The sequence below is a fragment of the Lacibacter sp. H375 genome (genome assembly GCF_037892425.1).
Classification (GTDB): Bacteria; Bacteroidota; Bacteroidia; order Chitinophagales; family Chitinophagaceae; genus Lacibacter.
Map to the genome: position 1 here is coordinate 37,258 of NZ_JBBKTT010000001.1, position 18,115 is coordinate 55,372.

15 protein-coding genes are annotated in these 18,115 nt (G+C 40.0%); 10 read left to right on the plus strand and 5 right to left on the minus strand.

The annotated features are described in order from the left end of the window. Positions 1–74: 74 nt before the first annotated feature. On the minus strand, positions 75–365 hold the full coding sequence (locus WG954_RS00190; protein WP_340432411.1) for a hypothetical protein: 291 nt from the start codon (positions 363–365) through the stop codon (positions 75–77). A gap of 209 nt (positions 366–574) precedes the next feature. On the opposite strand from WG954_RS00190, the gene glmS reads away from it, so the two are divergent. The 3 genes from glmS (at position 575) to WG954_RS00205 (ending at position 5,137) form a co-directional block, all read left to right on the plus strand. Beyond that, the gene (gene glmS, locus WG954_RS00195; protein WP_340432413.1) at positions 575–2,410 is read left to right on the plus strand and encodes a glutamine--fructose-6-phosphate transaminase (isomerizing); all 1,836 of its coding nucleotides are present in this window, start codon (positions 575–577) and stop codon (positions 2,408–2,410) included. Positions 2,411–2,505: 95 nt separating this feature from the next. Then, the gene (locus WG954_RS00200; protein ID WP_340432415.1) at positions 2,506–4,707 is read left to right on the plus strand and encodes a DUF4954 family protein; all 2,202 of its coding nucleotides are present in this window, start codon (positions 2,506–2,508) and stop codon (positions 4,705–4,707) included. Between the two features lie 16 nt (positions 4,708–4,723). Further along, on the plus strand, positions 4,724–5,137 hold the full coding sequence (locus WG954_RS00205; protein WP_340432417.1) for a DUF1801 domain-containing protein: 414 nt from the start codon (positions 4,724–4,726) through the stop codon (positions 5,135–5,137). Between the two features lie 18 nt (positions 5,138–5,155). Here WG954_RS00205 and WG954_RS00210 read toward each other — a convergent pair whose 3' ends face one another. Together WG954_RS00210 and WG954_RS00215 are read right to left on the minus strand one after the other, a co-directional pair. Continuing rightward, complete coding sequence (locus tag WG954_RS00210) at positions 5,156–6,475, minus strand: citrate (Si)-synthase, eukaryotic (RefSeq protein WP_340432420.1); 1,320 nt, start codon at positions 6,473–6,475, stop codon at positions 5,156–5,158. Between the two features lie 127 nt (positions 6,476–6,602). Continuing rightward, a complete protein-coding gene (locus tag WG954_RS00215; protein WP_340432423.1) occupies positions 6,603–7,694 on the minus strand; it encodes an LptF/LptG family permease in 1,092 nt (363 codons plus the stop codon). 192 nt (positions 7,695–7,886) lie between these two features. On the opposite strand from WG954_RS00215, the gene WG954_RS00220 reads away from it, so the two are divergent. The 4 genes from WG954_RS00220 to WG954_RS00235 are packed head-to-tail and all read left to right on the plus strand — an operon-like array spanning position 7,887 to position 12,271. After that, positions 7,887–8,774: a diiron oxygenase gene (locus tag WG954_RS00220; protein WP_340432425.1), complete on the plus strand. Its 888-nt coding sequence runs from the start codon at positions 7,887–7,889 to the stop codon at positions 8,772–8,774. Further along, a complete protein-coding gene (locus WG954_RS00225) occupies positions 8,771–9,766 on the plus strand; it encodes a 3-oxoacyl-ACP synthase III family protein (RefSeq protein WP_340432427.1) in 996 nt (331 codons plus the stop codon). The genes WG954_RS00220 and WG954_RS00225 overlap by 4 nt, the downstream gene beginning before the upstream one ends. 1 nt (position 9,767) lies before the next feature. After that, a complete protein-coding gene (locus tag WG954_RS00230) occupies positions 9,768–11,300 on the plus strand; it encodes a class I adenylate-forming enzyme family protein (protein WP_340432429.1) in 1,533 nt (510 codons plus the stop codon). A 50-nt stretch (positions 11,301–11,350) separates the two neighbouring features. Then, the gene (locus WG954_RS00235) at positions 11,351–12,271 is read left to right on the plus strand and encodes an NAD-dependent epimerase/dehydratase family protein (protein WP_340432431.1); all 921 of its coding nucleotides are present in this window, start codon (positions 11,351–11,353) and stop codon (positions 12,269–12,271) included. Here the strand turns inward: WG954_RS00235 and tgt are convergent. Continuing rightward, complete coding sequence (tgt, locus tag WG954_RS00240; RefSeq protein ID WP_340432433.1) at positions 12,266–13,405, minus strand: tRNA guanosine(34) transglycosylase Tgt; 1,140 nt, start codon at positions 13,403–13,405, stop codon at positions 12,266–12,268. The two genes, WG954_RS00235 and tgt, sit on opposite strands and share 6 nt — an antisense overlap. Before the next feature lie 159 nt (positions 13,406–13,564). Here tgt and WG954_RS00245 point away from each other — a divergent pair, with 159 nt between their 5' ends. From WG954_RS00245 to WG954_RS00255, 3 genes are all read left to right on the plus strand, one after another. Beyond that, positions 13,565–14,683 carry a glycosyltransferase gene (locus tag WG954_RS00245; RefSeq protein WP_510182577.1) on the plus strand — a complete coding sequence of 373 codons (1,119 nt, stop codon included), beginning with the start codon at positions 13,565–13,567 and terminating at the stop codon, positions 14,681–14,683. After that, positions 14,674–15,321, plus strand: a complete 648-nt coding sequence (gene rsmG, locus WG954_RS00250; protein ID WP_340432438.1) for a 16S rRNA (guanine(527)-N(7))-methyltransferase RsmG — start codon at positions 14,674–14,676, stop codon at positions 15,319–15,321. Before WG954_RS00245 ends, rsmG begins: the two co-directional genes overlap by 10 nt. A 130-nt stretch (positions 15,322–15,451) precedes the next feature. Then, entirely contained in the window at positions 15,452–16,105 is a 654-nt protein-coding gene (locus WG954_RS00255) for a response regulator (protein WP_340432439.1), read from the plus strand. A gap of 72 nt (positions 16,106–16,177) precedes the next feature. Here WG954_RS00255 and WG954_RS00260 read toward each other — a convergent pair whose 3' ends face one another. After that, positions 16,178–18,064 (minus strand): M1 family metallopeptidase, encoded by a 1,887-nt coding sequence (locus WG954_RS00260; RefSeq protein ID WP_340432442.1) that lies wholly within the window; start codon positions 18,062–18,064, stop codon positions 16,178–16,180. Positions 18,065–18,115: the final 51 nt, after the last annotated feature.

Genomic DNA, 18,115 nt, shown 5'->3' on the forward strand with positions numbered 1-18,115 from the left:
ATACACGCTGTCCTTTAAAAGGGAATAATGAATTTCATAGACCTTCGATAAATAGTAGTATAACTAAGTTGTCATTACGACAATGATGTACTCCAGGCAAGTTTGTAAATGCCATCGTCTCCTTTTACACAAGTGAACAAAAAGTTTGTAATAAACGGAATGTTCATTTGTTCAGTGCCTTCTGTTAATGCAACAGTTCCACTGAGATAAATGGAAGAAGAAGATGTTTCTAACGCTTCGCTGTCAACAGGTACCTTCTGGTGGCCAAAACCGAGATCATAGCGACGGTAAGCCAACTGTTCAATCATGTTTTCAAGCAGATCGGGCTGGTCGAGCGTAGCGGCAATGTGAATTAAGTTGTTCATGATCCTTTCTTTTGTGTAGATCAACCAATCGCCTCATTTGTTACCAAACTCTCATTCAATAGATGCAGTAACCGCTATTCTGATTAATAAAGAAATGTGAAAGCTTCAAAAAGCTGCACCTGTGAATAAACTCTCAGGCAGGTAATATTTCCGCTGAACACTTAATCATATTTCTGCATCTTTGTAAAGTAAACAAACTACTGATTATCATGTGTGGAATCGTTGGCTATATAGGGTCAAGGGAGGCCTATCCCGTTGTATTAAAAGGACTGAAACGACTTGAATACCGTGGCTACGACAGTGCCGGAGTGGCGCTGCTCAATCACGGAATGAAAGTGTACAAGAAAAAAGGTAAAGTTGCCCAGCTCGAAGAAGAAGTTATTGGCAAAGACGTTCAATCAAACATCGGAATTGGTCATACACGCTGGGCTACACATGGTGAGCCAAGTGATCGTAATGCCCACCCCCATCTTTCCAACAACGGAAAGCTGGCCATGATCCATAACGGTATCATTGAAAACTATGTATCCATTAAAAATGAATTGCTGAAAAAAGGCTACACATTCAAAAGCGATACCGATACTGAAGTACTCCTCAACTTTATTGAAGATATCAAGACCAACAACGAGTGCTCGTTGGAAGAAGCAGTGCGTATTGCGTTGAAACGTGTAGTTGGTGCTTATGTTATTTTATTGATCGATGAAGACACGCCCGATACCATTATAGCAGCCCGTAAAGGAAGTCCGCTCGTAATTGGTATTGGTAAGAATGAACATTTTCTTGCCAGTGATGCGTCACCAATCATTGAGTACACCAAAGAAGTAGTGTATGTAAATGATTATGAGTTGGCGATTGTAAAAGCCGATGAATTGATCTTAAAAAATCTCGGTAACGAAAAAATAACGCCATACGTTCAGAAACTTGATCTTGAACTGGCAGCCATTGAAAAAGGTGGCTACGATCATTTCATGATCAAAGAGATCAATGAACAACCGCATACTATTTATGATTGCTTACGTGGCCGTTTAGATCCTGTAGCAGGAACGATTACCATGGCCGGTGTACAAAACAATATCGAGCAATTAAAAAATGCACAACGTATTGTGATGATCGCCTGCGGCACAAGCTGGCATGCCGGACTTGTGGCAGAATATGTGTTTGAAGAACTATGCCGTATTCCTGTAGAAGTTGAATATGCATCGGAGTTCCGTTACCGCAATCCTGTAATTAATAAAGGTGATGTGATCATTGCTATTTCTCAAAGTGGTGAAACAGCTGACACCATTGTTGCCATTGATAAGGCAAAAGAGCAAGGTGCATTTATTTTTGGTGTTGTGAATGTGGTAGGTAGTTCCATTGCACGCTTATCACATGCAGGTGCTTACACACATGCCGGACCTGAAATAGGCGTGGCAAGTACAAAAGCATTCACTGCTCAGTTAGCGGTGTTAACAATGGTGGCATTGAAGATCGCATTAGAAAAAGGAACGATCACGCATGAACGTTATATGCATTTGCTGAATGAACTGCATGAAATTCCGGATAAAGTAAAACTGTTACTGGAAGATGCAGAGAATGTAAAAGCAATCGGATTGAAATATAAAGATGCACGTGATTTTCTTTATCTCGGCCGTGGTTATAATTTCCCGGTGGCATTGGAAGGAGCATTGAAGTTGAAAGAAATTTCCTACATCCATGCAGAAGGTTATCCTGCAGCAGAAATGAAGCATGGACCTATTGCATTGGTTGACGAAAAACTACCTGTTGTGTTTGTTGCAACTAAAGATGCGTACTATGATAAAATTGTAAGCAATATTCAGGAGATCAAAGCAAGGAAAGGACAAGTGATCGCCGTGATAACAGAGAATGATGAAACCATTCCAACCATGAGTAACGACATCATGTTTGTACCGGAAGCAGATGAAATTGTTGCACCGATGTTGAGCGTAATTCCGCTGCAGCTACTCTCCTATTATATTGGCGTGGCAAAAGGCTTGGACGTAGATAAACCGAGAAACTTAGCAAAGAGTGTAACTGTTGAATAAATCCTGAGCGAAATAGAAGTATGCGAAGTCATGTTGAAGTAAGCTGAAACATGGCTTTGTTGTTTTACTGAGATTAAAGTAAATTGAGCATAGTCATGAATCAGATTACAAAACAACCAATCTCCGATATTGGTTACAATTTTATACCGGCTGCTTATCTTCCAAAAGGAAAGGATGAGTATTATCTCCGCAATAAACAGAACCGCAGCGGCATCAATTACCGAAAGTTGACCGCTTTGGAAATTGAAGTGTTAGTGCGTAACAGAAATGCATCAGATAACTGGAACAATATTCTTGTATCAGATGCTTTCAACCCGGAGCTTGTAAAGAACTGTAAGTTTTTTGGATTGGTACGTATTGGAAAATTAGAACCGTACTATTTAGAATTTCATTCAATTAAATTACAGGTTGGTTTATACAACAGCACCATCATCAGTTGTGACCTGGGTGATAATGTAGTGATCGATAGTGTTCACTATTTATCCCACTACATTATCGGCAATGAAGTGGTTATTACCAATGTGCATGAAATGGGCACCACCAACTATGCAAAATTTGGTAATGGTATTTTAAAACAGGGCGAAGAAGAACGTATCCGCATCTGGATGGAAGTGTGTAATGAAAACGCAGGCAGAAAAATTATTCCGTTCAATGGAATGCTACCCGGCGATGCATGGTTATGGAGCCGCAACAGAGACAATCAACAACTGCAACAAAAGCTGAAAGAATTTACTGAACTGAAGTTTGATAAGCTTCGTGGTTATTATGGCAAAGTTGGCGATCGTACCGTTATTAAAAGCTGTTCGATTATTAAAGATGTATGGATCGGCAGTGATGCTTATCTCAAAGGAGCAAACAAATTAAAAAATCTCACCATCAACTCATCACTGGAAGCCAGCTCACAGGTTGGTGAAGGTTGCGAACTGGTGAACGGTATTATGAGTGAAGGTTGTAAAGCTTTCTATGGTGTAAAGGCAGTGCGTTTTTACATGGCATCACATTCACAATTGAAATATGGCGCAAGGCTTATCAACTCTTACCTTGGCAACAATGCCACTATCTCCTGTTGTGAAGTTTTGAACTCACTCATTTTTCCTGCACATGAACAACATCATAACAATTCCTTCTTATGTGCTGCAACAGTGATGGGACAAAGCAATATTGCAGCCGGTGCAACATTAGGAAGTAATCACAACAGCCGTAGTGCGGATGGTGAATTGATCGCCGGTCGTGGTTTTTGGCCGGGCCTATGTGTGAGCATTAAACACAATACAAGATTTGCTTCTTATACTTTGCTGGCAAAAGGTGATTACCCTGCTGAATTGGATATCCCTCTGCCTTTTTCATTGGTGAGTACAGATACCGCACGTGATCAGTTAGTTGTTATGCCCGGCTATTGGTTCATGTATAATATGTATGCACTTGCACGCAACGCATGGAAATACATTGACCGTGATCATCGCATTGACAAAACACAATACCTCGAGTATGATTTCCTTGCACCTGACAGCATCAATGAAGTGATTGACGCTTTGCAGTTATTGGAAAAATTTACCGGCAAAGCATTGCTGAAACAAAGCAAAGACAAAAAACTTACAGACACAGACTACATTAAGGCCGGTAAAAAAGCTTTGCTTAATAATGAAATTCCTGATGATTTAGAAATAACGGCAGATGGTTTTGAAAACAGTAAACGAAAAGTGTTGTTGCTGAAAGTGAAAAAAAGTTATATCCTGTTTAAAGAACTTGTTGATTATTATGCGGCAGAACAAGTATTGCAGTTTATTGCAGCAAATAAATTAAAATCAACTGACGATCTTTTTACAAAGCTTCCTAAAAAACAAAAAAGAGCTACATGGGTTAATGTTGGTGGTCAACTGATCCCTGCTGCAGAGTTGGAGAAATTAAAGCAACGCATCAGCACCGGTAAAATTAAAAACTGGGATGCAGTTCATGATTTTTATAAAACACAGGCCGAACAATACCCGCAACAAAAATTAACACATGCCCTTTCTGCTTTTTATGAAGTCACAGGTTTGTCGAAACTGGATAAGGGCAATTTAAAAGACCTCCTGCAAAATTATCTCTACACAAAAACATGGATGGTAGATGGTATTGCATCATCAAGAGCAAAGGATTATACCAATCCATTCCGTAAGATGGTTTATGAAACAGAAGCAGAGATGGAGGCTGTAACGGGAAAGCTGAAAGAGAATTCATTCATCCTTCAACAGCAGGTAGAATTAGAAACAACCAAAGCAACCGTGCAGAAAGTAATCAAACAATTTAAACTCTGATCATACCATTTGACCGATGAACCGCCTCGTTGATGAATACATCGAAAGTCTGCCTGATGAAAAAAGGGGAATTGCTGAACATCTCCGTGAGATGATCTTATCCCTCATTCCGCATGTGCAGGAAAAACTAAGTTTTAAAATTCCTTTTTATCACTATCATGGTATGTTCTGTTATATCAATGAAGTGAAAGATGGAATTGATCTGGGCTTATGTCGTGGTAAAGATCTGGTTGATGTATTACCACAACTGGAACAAGGCAACCGTGTAATGGTGGCATCGGTTATCATACGCACGAAAAAAGAAATTCAAACAAAAAATATACAGGATGTATTGCTTACTGCTGCTAACTGGCAGGAAGAAGCAAAGCGTTTGAAGATATCAATGATCAATACAAAGAAAAAAGCCGCTTCAAAAAAGAAGCGGCTTTAGTATGATCACTGTTGCAAATTAATCGCCCCAGATATTATCTTTTCCGTCGATCCATTTTTTCACCAGGTCGGTGGTAACAGATTTCGGACGTTCTAACGGGAAGCCCAATGCTCTGTCCCAGATAAGACTTGCCATTACACCCAATGCACGGCTTACGGCAAACAACACGGTGTAAAATTCATATTCCACCATACCGTAATGCACCAGTAATGCACCGCTATGCGCATCAACATTCGGCCATGGGTTTTTTACTTTACCTAGTGATTGCAAAATTGGCGGCACAACTTCATAAATATTCCAAACAGTATTTACCAATTTATCATCAGGCATATACTTTTTGCCAAATTCCATTTGCGCCGTAAAGCGAGGGTCAGTTTTACGCAATACAGCATGGCCATAACCCGGAACAACTTTACCCGAGCTTAATGTTTGCGCAACATATTCAGCGATCTGTTCTTTGCTGGGTTCATCAGTACCCAATGCTTCCTGCATTTCAAAGATCCACTTGATCACTTCCTGGTTAGCCAAACCATGTAAAGGTCCAGCCAAACCATTCATACCTGCTGCATAACTCAAATAAGGATCACTCAATGCAGACCCAACGAGGTGCGTCGTGTGTGCAGATACGTTACCACCTTCATGATCGGCATGAATGGTCATGTACAAACGCATCAACTCCATAAAACCTTTGTCTTCGTAACCAAGCATGTGTGCAAGGTTACCTGACCAATCGAGCAAACCATTCGGGTGAATATGTTCGCTATTTTTATATTTACGGCGATAGATATAAGCTGCAATACGTGGCAAGCGTGCAATGAGCGTCATCGCATCATCAAATACCGGTTCCCAGTAATCTTTTTTATTAATGCCTTCACCATATTGTTTTGCGAAAATACTTTCCGTTTGCAAAGCCATTACACCCACCACAAACATTGTCATGGGGTGCGTATGAAGGGGCAATGCATCAATAGCATCAAACACGTGATTGGGCACGTGGCTTCTGCGCATCCAGTTATCAGTAACTGAGTTGGCCATTTCAGCATCAGGAAAATCTCCGGTGAGCATCAGGTAAAACAAACCTTCAGGCAAAGGTTGCTCGCCACCATTCGGAAACCTTGGTAATTTTTGTTGCAATTCAGGAATTGTAAAACCACGAAAACGAATACCTTCCTGCGAATCGAGCAAAGAAGTTTCGGTTACTAAACCTGTAATACCACGCATACCCTGGTATATCTGTGCAAGAGTAACTTCGCCCGCCACTTTATTACCATGTTCCTTCAGCAAATCTTTGATTTCAGCACTGGCCGCATCAGCCTTCGACTTAAACCGTTCTTTCATGATGCCTGTTTTGTTTGTTTATTTTGAAATGAATCGTTGTAACCGTGATTTTTTTCGAATCTGCCAAAGTTAACCAATCCGAGGTTTCACAACAATTTACTTGAACGAAAAGTTCGTAAAACGAACGCTATTTAGGTGCACGCTTATACAGACGGTAAGCAACAATAGCAAAAAGAACGTTCGGTATCCATGCCGCAATAATTGGAGGAAGGTTACCCTTAGTGGAGAATACCATCGAGAATTTATCGATCACAATAAAGAAAACGCCAATGATAAATGCCAATGCAAGGTGAAACCCGCTACCACCCCTTATCTTTCTGCAGGCAAGAATTGCTGCGATCATCGTCATAATGATTACAGAAATAGCATATGCATCACGACGGTAACGTTCAAATTCAATTGCATTCACGCCTTCTGAACCACGAATTTTTTCCTGTTTGATAAAGCGGTCCAATGCAGGTGTTTTCAACTTGTCTTTCTTAAAATCATCCTCCGAAATATCGGTGGGCAGATAGCCAATCTTTAAATAGTAATTCGTAAGTATTTTCACTTCTTCATGCAGTCCATCGATCTTGCGCTCAACAGCACTTTCTAATTTCCAATGTTTTTTTGCTGTATCCCAGATAATCGTTTCTGAGCGAAGATTATAATACACCTGATTATTTTTTACTTTCTCCAGGAAAAATCCATTTCCGATCTTGGCTGTGGTATCATAGTTGCGCATGCCTGCATATGTGTATGTATCAACACGGAAATGAATGTTATTGAGATACTGCCGCTGCTGTTTGGCAATATTACCCATATCCACATACTTATTCTCGAAGTTGGTACGGATAACATTGGCAACAGGAATTAAAAAGTGATTAGATAAACCGAGCAACAATGCCAGAAAAATACCGCCTACCCAATACGGACGAAGAATCCTGTTTAAACTCATACCCACACTCAGCATGGCCACAATTTCACTACGCAATGCCAGTTTTGAAGTAAAGAATACCACGGCAATTAATACAAATACCGGGAACAGCAAGCCGATGATATGTGGAAGGAAACCATAGTAATACTTGGTAACAATGTCACTAAATCCCAATCCGCTGCGTACAAAGTCTTCGCTCTTTTCACTGGCATCAATAGCTAACGTGATCATCGAAAAGATAACCAGCAGAAAAAAGAAGGTTTTCAGGAACGATTTTAATATGTACCAATCGAGGGTTTTCATCAATGGCTGCAAAGTAAGGACAGAAATTGGAAAAGAAACTGTTAGAATTGCAAACAGGCAGTTTTAAAACCAGTTTGAAAGCGTAAACTGCAAATGAAAACGGCAGCATTGGCGAATTTTACAAATTGATGCTCCCCTTCTTTTGTTATTTTTATCTCTGACAATCTGCCGCAAAACCCAAAGTTATCTACCATGATCTCTACTGCTGATATTGAAAAAGTTGAGCGCCTGATACATCTCAGTGAAACTAACCCGGTTTTGCCCGATGAATTTATTCCCTGGCATATGCAGGAAAAAGATGAGCTACTGCTTCCAAAGGAACTTGTGTCGTTAGAAGGGCATCCTCTATACGATACATTAACTGAAACACAGAAACGGGAACTTGGCAGGCATGAAGTAGTACAGGTCATGTACTCTTACGCATGGGCCGAAGGGTTAGCCTGTTTTATTTTCAATAAGCGGTTATTAAAGATTCCACCTGATTCTGTAGAGTATCGATATCTCGTAAAAGAGTTGATTGAAGAATTCCGTCACCAGGATATGTTTGCAAGAGCCATTCGTTTACTCAACGGCAGAAAAATAAAGTTGTCGAAGTTTCACCAATTTGTTGGTCGGTTTCACAGTCGCTATATGCCGGCCTCTTATCAGTTTATTTCGGTGCTGGCTGTTGAACTGGTGACCGATATTTATGGAAAGATGATTCGCAAATCGCCGGCAGTTTTTGAACCAATCAGAAAAGTATCAGAACTACATCATATAGAAGAAGGCCGTCATATCCACTATACAAAAATGTGGATGAAACACTATACAGACAAAGCTGGATTTTTCAAACGCAGTGCTTTCAGTATTGTGGTGTTGTTGAATATCTGGTACATGCGTTCCTTGTATGTAACAAAAGAAAACTTTGAAGCAATTGGGATTGATGACCCTGCTGCATATGCAAAAGTTGCACGCAAACATCTCAAACAAAAATTCGGAACATTTTATCTTGATGAGATCATTGAGTTTGTAAATGAATTTAATGGCTTCAACTTTATTACCAAACCATTGTGGAGAAGCATTCTTGCTGCCAAAATATGAAGCGTGTTTTCATTGAACATATTGAATCGTACTTACCCTATGAACGTATTTGTAACGATCAGGTAGAGCAACGCATACGTATCGGTGGTTTTGATATACAGGCCGGGCTGTTAGAAAAAATGATCGGTAGTGAGATCCGTTATTATGCAAAAGACGACGAGCAGGTGTCGGACCTGGCAGTTGCTGCTGCAAAAAAGATCATAGAGAAATTTCCAGACCGACCTATTGACCTGTTGATCTTTGCTGCAGCATCAGGCGATTTAATTGAACCTGCTACTGTAAATATTGTGCAGCAGAAATTAGGATTAACCTGTCCGGGCTTTGATTTAAAAAACGCCTGCAACAGTGTTACCAATGCCATTGAAATTGCAAGCGCCTTGTTACTAAACGGCAGTTATAAAAATATTCTTATTGTAAGCGGTGAAAAAACCAGCGACAGTATCAAGTACACCAAAATAGAAAAAGAAACCATCAAAGATCATTTTGCAGCTTATTCATTTGGAGATGCAGGTGTTGCCTTGTTATTAACCACCACAACAGAAGATAAGGGTCTCTTTTTTCAGCGCCACAAAACATTTGGAGAGCATTGGAATCTTTGCCGTATTGAAGGCGGTGGGTCTATGCATCCGCATGATGCCAGCAAACTCGTTTTCAGTGGCGATACATTTGGCTTAAAAAATGTGATCTATGAAATTGCTCCACCATTTGTGAAAGATTGTATTCAAGAAGCCGGGCTGTCAGTAAATGATATTGATCTCATCTGTACACACCAGGTATCAAAAGATACTTACCGCATGGTTGCAGAAACACTTTCGTACGATGTAAACAAGATCATGCAAACATTTCATCTTTATGGAAACACTGCAGCCACGTCTGTTCCTATTGCTTACCAACAGGCATTGCTCGATGGAAGATTACAAAAAGGAAATATTGTGATGCTGTTGGGTATGGCGGCGGGTATTAATATTTCTGTACAGTTAATGAAAGTGTAGCATGTTGTATCAATCACCTTTTTTACAACTGCTGCAACAATTGCCACCAGATTATGCGGTGTGTATTTACGACAATAAAACACTAACCGTAGCAGCATTAATTGAGCAAAGTAAAAACCTTGCAGCTAATCTCTCAGCAAAAGGAATAAAGAAAGGTGATCATGTGTTGCTTGCCTGCGATGTAGGTATTGAGTTCCTTATTTTATTTATGGCGCTTATTCACCTGCGAACAAAAACTGCATTGGTCGATCCGCATATGGGCAACCAGCGGTATGCATCAAAACTTCAACAGTTTCAACCCAAATGGGCTTTTATCGACAGCAGGTTATTGTTGTTGCAGGAGCATCCTCTGATCAGGTTTATCTATCGAAGAAAAAAACCTGCTGCGTTTTATATTCCTTACTCAAACAAGTACACTGTATTTGCAACAGGCATGTGGTTGCCCATAATACAAAAGCATCATCGTTTAAAATTCACAGCAAATACAACAACAGATTTTATGCCATCGCAGGAAGATGATGAACTACTTGTTGTTTATACATCCGGCACATTAGCCGAACCCAAAGCTGTTGTGCATACCATGAACAGTTTGTATGAAAGTCTGAAAGCTGTTGCTTCTTTGTTTGAACAAAACAAACATGCTTCAATGGTTACTCATTTACCACAGTTTGCATTGATTGGCATGATGACTGGTTACAAAACTTTCTTCTGGAAAGAAACTACTCCACCCGATCAACGTATTACATTCATCAAACAACATCATATCACGACCTTGTTTGGACCACCTGCTGAATATAGAGATTTGATGAATTATTGCAAACAAACCAATCAGGCCTTTCCCGAAAGTTTGAAAAATCTTATTCTTGGTTCTGCACCGGTGTTGAAATCATTACTGGTTGAGTTGAGGCAATTCAGCAAAGGAAAAATTACCTGCTTGTATGGAATGACCGAGCACCTGGTTGTTGCAAGCATAGATGGGGATGAAAAAATAAATTATGATGGAAGAGGTGATGTGCTTGGAAAGCCATTGGACACGATGCAATATAAATTTGCTGATGATGGTGAATTACTCATTCATTCACCTCTTTTATTTAAACGCTATTTTCATTTACAGGAAGCAGATGAATTTCATGCAACTGGCGATTTAGTTGAAACAGATGCTAAAGGAAGATTGATCATGAAAGGAAGAAAAAAGAATATGATCATCAGGGCAAATAAAAATATTTACCCCGGTTTGTATGAAACAACCATTGCGCAGATCAAAGGCGTAAAGGATGTTTGTATGATCGGATTTTATGATGAAGCTATTCATGACGAGCGGGTGATCCTTGTTGTTGATACTGACGGTTCTTTAACAGAAAAAGAGTTGATAAAAGAATTAAGAACTGGCAAACATGCAATTGATTCCGATGCATTGCCCGATCATATTATTTTCCAGTCAATACCAAAATCAGGTCGCCAACAGAAAACAGATCAGCAAACATTACTTGAACAAATAAAACAACAACTGCCATTACTTACGACATCATCATAACCGGAGCAACCGGCTTTATTGGCGCAGCCTATACCCGTTACTTCTCAGCATTGGGTTATAAAGTGTTGGCATTGGCAAGAAGTAAAGAACCTCCTGTAAACTTGCTTCAATACGCCGGCTATCAATCGGTGGATATTGCCGAAGCTGTTCCAAAATTAGAAGCGGCTGTTTGCATTCACTGTGCAGGGTTGGCATCCGATAAAGAATCACATAATAATTTGATTCGTGTAAATACAGACGGCACCAAAAATGTATTCAGCAATATTAAAGCCGGGCATTTTATTTATATCTCGTCTGCATCTGTTTATCCGCCCAATGGATTACTGCACAAAGAAGATGAACTGATTGATGAAAATGAATTATCGGCTTATGGCTATTCAAAATTAAAAGCAGAACAATGGCTGCAACAACAGGCTTCAGATGGATCAAAAATCACCGTCATTCGACCACGTGCTGTATATGGTGCCGGTGATAGAATACTGATGCCACGTATTCTACGACTGAAAAAAGGACCTTTTCTTGTAACGCCTGCCAAATTAGATTATACCATTTCACTTACGAATATTGAAAATTTATTACTGGCTACTAAGGCGATCATACAATCAGAAAAGGAATATGAATACGAAGTTTACAATGTCACAGATGATCCTACCCATCAATTTGGAGAAGTGATTGAACGCATTTGGGAAATACTGGCAACAGAAAAGAATATATCTGTGAAAGTGCCGCAGCCGGTTTTAGAGTTTGCAGCAAAGTTGTTACCTCTCTCCGATCTCAATGCAAATACGTTGAAGTATTACCTCTGCCACCATCAACTGTTGAATGAAAAAGTAAAATCAACATTTGGTATTCAGCTGCCACATAATTTCAATAACTATATTCCTGTATTGGAAAAATGGATCAACTCAACTCCATTAGCTGATCTGCAAAAAGGTGCTGCTGATCTCCCTTGGAGAAAAGAAACCTTATAACCTCGTCTTCATTACATCCACCATTTCTTTTTTCCAGCTTACAAAATCACCGGCAATGATATGTTCACGTGCCTGCTTCACCAACCATAAATAGAATGCAAGATTGTGCACACTTGCCAAAGTAAGACCAGTAATTTCTTTTGCTTTAATGAGATGACGCAGGTAAGCTTTGCTGTAATAATTACTAATGTGGCAATCGATTCCATCATCCAATGGAGAAAAATCTTTTTCCCATTTTTTATTGTCAATATTGATCACGCCTTTACTTGTAAAGAGCATGGCATTACGTCCGTTACGGGTGGGCATTACACAGTCAAACATATCAACACCTAAAGAAATACATTCTAAAATATTCCACGGCGTGCCAACGCCCATTAAGTAACGTGGTTTTTGTACCGGCAATTCATCACAACACAATTCAGTGAATTCATACATCATCTCTTCGGGCTCACCCACACTTAAACCACCAATGGCACAACCTGTAAGATTTGCATTGGCCATAAACTGAGACGATGCTGTACGCAGGTCTTTATAGGTACTGCCTTGTACAATCGGAAAAAGGTTTTGTGTATATCCGTATTTATCGGGTGTGTTATTAAAATGCTTGATACAACGATCTAACCAACGATGTGTTAACTCCATCGACTTTTTTGCATAGTTGTAATCGCTTGGATATGGAGGACATTCATCAAACGCCATTACAATATCAGCACCAATGCTTCTTTGAATATCCATTACACTTTCCGGCGTAAACAAATGTCTGCTTCCATCAATATGACTTTGAAAAACAACTCCCTCTTCTTTGATCTTACGGGTGCCCGCCAATGAAAATACCTGGTAGCCGCCACTGTCGGTCAAAATCGGTTTATCCCATCCATTGAACTTGTGCAAACCACCGGCTGCTTCCAGCACTTCCGTTCCCGGGCGCAGGTATAAATGATAAGTATTCCCGAGGATGATCTCAGCCTTCACCTCAGTTTTTAATTGCTCAACCGTGAGCGATTTTACGCTTCCGACTGTTCCCACGGGCATGAAGATGGGTGTTTGAATAGTACCATGATCAGTAGTGATCTCACCTGCCCTTGCTTTCGATTGTGGATTGGTATGTTGTAATTGAAACTGTAAAGCTGCCATAAGGGCGCAAAGATAGCCGATAGCTATTAGTCATTAGCCAAAAGTGGGTTTGAAGAAGATCAAAGCTGCACACTAACGGCTACCAATTATCGGCTTCCACACATCTGAATAACATTCCCTTAGCTGTTTCAACGCAATGCAATATTTTCGCAGCTGCTTATGAGTGTGCATTGGCCCGAAATCTTATTTGCTGCTTTCTGTGCAACAGCAGCCATCCAGGTATTTTACTACCTGTACTTTTTTACCCGTTTGGCATTTTACAAAAAGCCGAAAATGGAAAGCTCTATGCAGCATGCCGTTTCGGTGGTGGTTTGTGCAAGGGATGAAGCGCAAAATCTTGCTGACAATTTACCCGAAATTCTGCAACAGGAGTACCGTTCAACCTTTGAGGTAATAGCTGTGAACGACAATTCGTTTGACGACAGCAAGTATGTGCTGGAATACCTGTCGAAACCATTCCGTAACCTTCGCCCAATTGAATTGAAACAAGAGGCAAGATTGATCAATGGGAAAAAATTTCCTTTGTCAATTGGCATTAAAGAAGCAAAGTATGAATTGCTTTTGCTTACTGATGCTGACTGCAAACCCGCAAGTGGCAAATGGATCGAGTTAATGCAGGGTGCATTCAATAATGGAAAAGAAATTGCATTGGGTTATGGCGCTTATTATAAAAAACCCGGCTTGCTGAATAAGCTTATTCGTTTCGAAACATTTTTATCGGCACTGCAGTATTTCTCTTACGCATTAGCAGGCATGCCTTATATGGGTGTGGGTCGTAATCTTGCTTATAAAAAAGAATTATTTTTTCGTAACAAAGGCTTCTCTTCTCACAACCAATTACCTGGTGGAGACGATGATCTTTTTATTAACCAGGTAGCAACAAAAAAGAATACGGCTGTTGTGTTAGATGAAGATGCTTTCACTTTATCTGAACCAAAAACAAGATGGAGCACATGGCGCAGCCAGAAAGCAAGACATTATACAACCAGTAATCATTACAAAGGCATTCATAAGTTTTCACTGGGACTGTTTGCATTTTCACATTTCCTGTTCTATCCACTGCTTGCCGCATCCATTATTTTCTTTAACTGGTGGATGGCATTGGCAGTGTTTGGTTTCAGGTTACTCGTGCAGGGGATCATCTACTACAAGAGCATGAGTAAGCTTAAGGAAAAAGATCTTTTCTGGCTTTATCCCATTCTCGATATCTGGCAATGGTTTTATTATCTTTTATTTGCAAATAGTTTATTTAAAAAACCAAGAGCCAATTGGAAGTAGTACTTAAATATTTTTCTGATTTTACGCCCGCACAGTTGCAGCAATTTCAGCAACTCGAAGCTGTTTACAAGGAATGGAATGAAAAGATCAATGTGATCTCCCGTAAAGATATCGACAGTCTTTATGAGAAGCATGTGCTTCATTCATTAGCCATTGCTGCAGTATTCAACTTTCAACCCGGCACACAAATATGCGATCTGGGTACAGGTGGTGGATTCCCCGGTATTCCGTTGGCCATCTTTTTTCCTGAAGTACAATTTCATTTAACCGACAGCATCAACAAAAAATTAAAAGTGGTGAACGAAGTGGCTTCAGCCATTGGTTTAAAGAATGTAACCACTCAACATACTCGCACCGAGCAGATCGTTAACCGCAAATTTGATTTTGTTGTGAGCCGTGCCGTTGCTCCGTTAAAAGACCTCTGGCAATGGAGTGTTCCCATTCTTAAAGCAAAAGGACAAGGCAAACCTGCCACCGCATTTGATGAGCCTTTTTATGGCGGGCTTATTTGTTTGAAAGGAGGCGATCTTGCCGAAGAAGTGAAAGAAAGCGGCCTGTCTCCCACCGTCTGGCAAATTGACGAACTGTTTACCGAAGATTTTTTCAAGGAAAAGTTTGTGATGGCTGTAAAACGCTGATGGTGAAGGATTAAACAACAAAGCTTGGCTTCTACAGCCACTCTTCAACCCATTTTTACCGTTAAAAACATGAGCTGTATTACCACTTAGTGGTATTTCTTATGTTGCACGAAAGATTCAACTTTGCAGTATGAATAAAATATCCGTTTGTATAGTTGAAGATGTAACAGATATCCGTCAGGCACTGGAGCAGATCATTGAATTAAGTGAGAATTGCAGTTTGGCCGGATCTTTTTCATCTGGTGAAGAAGCGTTGGTAAAAATTCCTTTGATTAAACCAGATGTTGTGTTGATGGACATTGGCTTGGGTTCAACCAATGGTATTGATCTCGTTAAGGAATTAAAGCCTCAACATCCTGAGATTTTGTACATGATGTGTACAGTATATGAAGAAGATGAAAAGATCTTTGATGCATTACGTGCAGGTGCAAGTGGTTATATTCTCAAAAAATCATCGCCTGCAAAATTGCTGGATGCAATTGGAGAATTGGTAGATGGTGGTGCCCCAATGAGCAGCCAGATTGCATTGAAAGTAGTGAATGCTTTTAAAGATATGCCTGTACAGGAAACAATTGCATTGACTCCTGACAATGCCGATACTACAGTATTGACCCGCCGTGAAAAAATGATCTTAGAGAAACTGGCGCAGGGAAAAATTTACAAAGAGATCGGAAAAGAATTAGACATCAGTCCTGAAACTGTACGTAAACATGTATATCATATTTACGAGAAACTGCACGTGAACAATCGTGTAGAAGCAGTCAATAAATTTTACGGAAGATAATTGAACTTTAATGATAAAAGAAAAGCCGTTGTACCAATACAACGGCTTTTCTTTTTATTCAAACGGAAGTGTTTACCACTTCAATTCCAGTCTATTATTCTTCCTGTCAACATCAGCCATACGATACGATGGGTCAATTTCTGCAACAGTTAAATCCCTGAGTGGTTTATCAAACTCAATTACATAAGTAGGATGTGTCCATTTCCAAGCTGGATAAACTGTTCTTGCTATATTATTCTCAGCAGGTTTTTCTCCAAACATGAGATAACCGGGAACGTAATGTAATTGTTGTGTGCCGTCTTTAAATGTCAGTACAAGATCAATGGGCATGGGCATTTCATTCACACGCCTCAATCGAATTTTTGATTTGCCTCCTTCTTCCCACAAACTATCAATACCGTAGTCGATCGTTTTTGTACTGTTTACCCAATATTCTTTGTACCAGTCTAATTGCAGGCCACTCACTTTTTCAGCAATACGCATAAAATCATTTACGTTGGGATGTTTAAAACGCCATTGCTTATAATACTCCAGTAAAATTTTGTCTCTTACTGTATCACCGGTGATATAACCTAACTGTGAAAGAAACACTGCGCCTTTTGAATAAGAAGCAATACTGTATGCAAAGTTGGTATTGAAATGATCAGCATGGGTTGTCATGGGTTCTTCCAAACGGCTTTTCACCAGGCTAAAATAACTGCTGTAATTATCTGCATGATACTTTGGCAATTTATCATCTTCATGCTTTGTTCCGCTACGCTTTGCCATCTCGCTGAAATAATAATTTGCAACAAGATCAGTTGCATAATCAGTAAAACCTTCATCCATCCATGCATATAAACTTTCATTGGTGCCCATCAACATCTGGTACCAGGTGTGCATCCATTCATGAAATACTGTACCGAGCCCGGGGCCATTCAGCAATGTTGCCATAGGGTATTCCATACCACCATCACCACCTTGAATAAATGAATATTGTTTGTAAGGATATGCACCGAAGTTTTTTGCAATGAACGGATAAACAATCTCAGCAGCATCAGCCACCTTCATCCATGCTTCATCATTCTTAGGATTGTTAGGTTGATAATTATAAAACACATGAAGTGTTGGACCATTCTTCACCTGCCGAACAATATGTTTGTATTCAGCATCAGCTGCCCAAACAAAATCGTGCACATTAGGCGCAGTAAACTTCCACGTTAGTTTATCACCTGCAGGACGAACAACTTTTGCTCCCGCAGCTTCATACCCATGTCCTATTTGGTTTGCATTGATTAGATAACCCGTGCCACCAATAATGAAATTTTTATCGATGGTAATGTTTACATCAAAATCGCCCCACACGCCATAAAACTCACGGGCAACATATGGGTTAGGATGCCAGCCATCCGCATCATACTCACATAACTTGGGATACCATTGCGACATTGAAAATTTTACACCATTTGCTGCATCTCTTCCACTACGACGAACCTGCAAAGGAACCTGCGCATCCCACTCCATTTCAAGCATTACTTTTTGCTTTGGCAAAACAGGCTTGCTGAGTTTTACTTCAAGAATGGTCTCATGTTCGGTTATTGTTTGTGCAACTCCATTCAATTTCAGCGATTTTATTTTCTGGTAACCGATCTCATTCTCTTTTAAGTTAAGAATGCGATCCCTTACACGTGCATCCCAATCGGGCCGGCCGCCAACTTTTGCTTTGCCTAATTCCCTGCTGCGGGCATCCATCATACTGTTTGGCTGAAACGCATTCCAGTAAACATGATAAAACAATTTATCTAGCGTATCAGGAGAGTTATTTGTGTATTCAAGTTTCTGTTTACCAGTGTAACGATTAGTGGTTACATCCATATCAATATCCATCACGTATTTCACCCGTTGTTGCCAACGATTGGGCTGGGCATATAGTTCAAATGTGGTACAGACAATAGCTACGATCAAAACAATATTCTTCATGCTCAAAATTTTGAGCCGTAAATATCCTGAAAAATACTGTTCAGAAAAGCT

Bases quoted from the DNA above. Each gene is read 5' to 3' on its own strand.
- WG954_RS00190 (WP_340432411.1), bottom strand. From the start codon at position 365: ATGAACAACTTAATTCACATTGCCGCTACGCTCGACCAGCCCGATCTG.
- glmS (WP_340432413.1), top strand. From the start codon at position 575: ATGTGTGGAATCGTTGGCTATATAGGGTCAAGGGAGGCCTATCCCGTT.
- WG954_RS00200 (WP_340432415.1), top strand. From the start codon at position 2,506: ATGAATCAGATTACAAAACAACCAATCTCCGATATTGGTTACAATTTT.
- WG954_RS00205 (WP_340432417.1), top strand. From the start codon at position 4,724: ATGAACCGCCTCGTTGATGAATACATCGAAAGTCTGCCTGATGAAAAA.
- WG954_RS00210 (WP_340432420.1), bottom strand. From the start codon at position 6,475: ATGAAAGAACGGTTTAAGTCGAAGGCTGATGCGGCCAGTGCTGAAATC.
- WG954_RS00215 (WP_340432423.1), bottom strand. From the start codon at position 7,694: ATGAAAACCCTCGATTGGTACATATTAAAATCGTTCCTGAAAACCTTC.
- WG954_RS00220 (WP_340432425.1), top strand. From the start codon at position 7,887: ATGATCTCTACTGCTGATATTGAAAAAGTTGAGCGCCTGATACATCTC.
- WG954_RS00225 (WP_340432427.1), top strand. From the start codon at position 8,771: ATGAAGCGTGTTTTCATTGAACATATTGAATCGTACTTACCCTATGAA.
- WG954_RS00230 (WP_340432429.1), top strand. From the start codon at position 9,768: ATGTTGTATCAATCACCTTTTTTACAACTGCTGCAACAATTGCCACCA.
- tgt (WP_340432433.1), bottom strand. From the start codon at position 13,405: ATGGCAGCTTTACAGTTTCAATTACAACATACCAATCCACAATCGAAA.
- WG954_RS00245 (WP_510182577.1), top strand. From the start codon at position 13,565: ATGAGTGTGCATTGGCCCGAAATCTTATTTGCTGCTTTCTGTGCAACA.
- WG954_RS00255 (WP_340432439.1), top strand. From the start codon at position 15,452: ATGAATAAAATATCCGTTTGTATAGTTGAAGATGTAACAGATATCCGT.
- WG954_RS00260 (WP_340432442.1), bottom strand. From the start codon at position 18,064: ATGAAGAATATTGTTTTGATCGTAGCTATTGTCTGTACCACATTTGAA.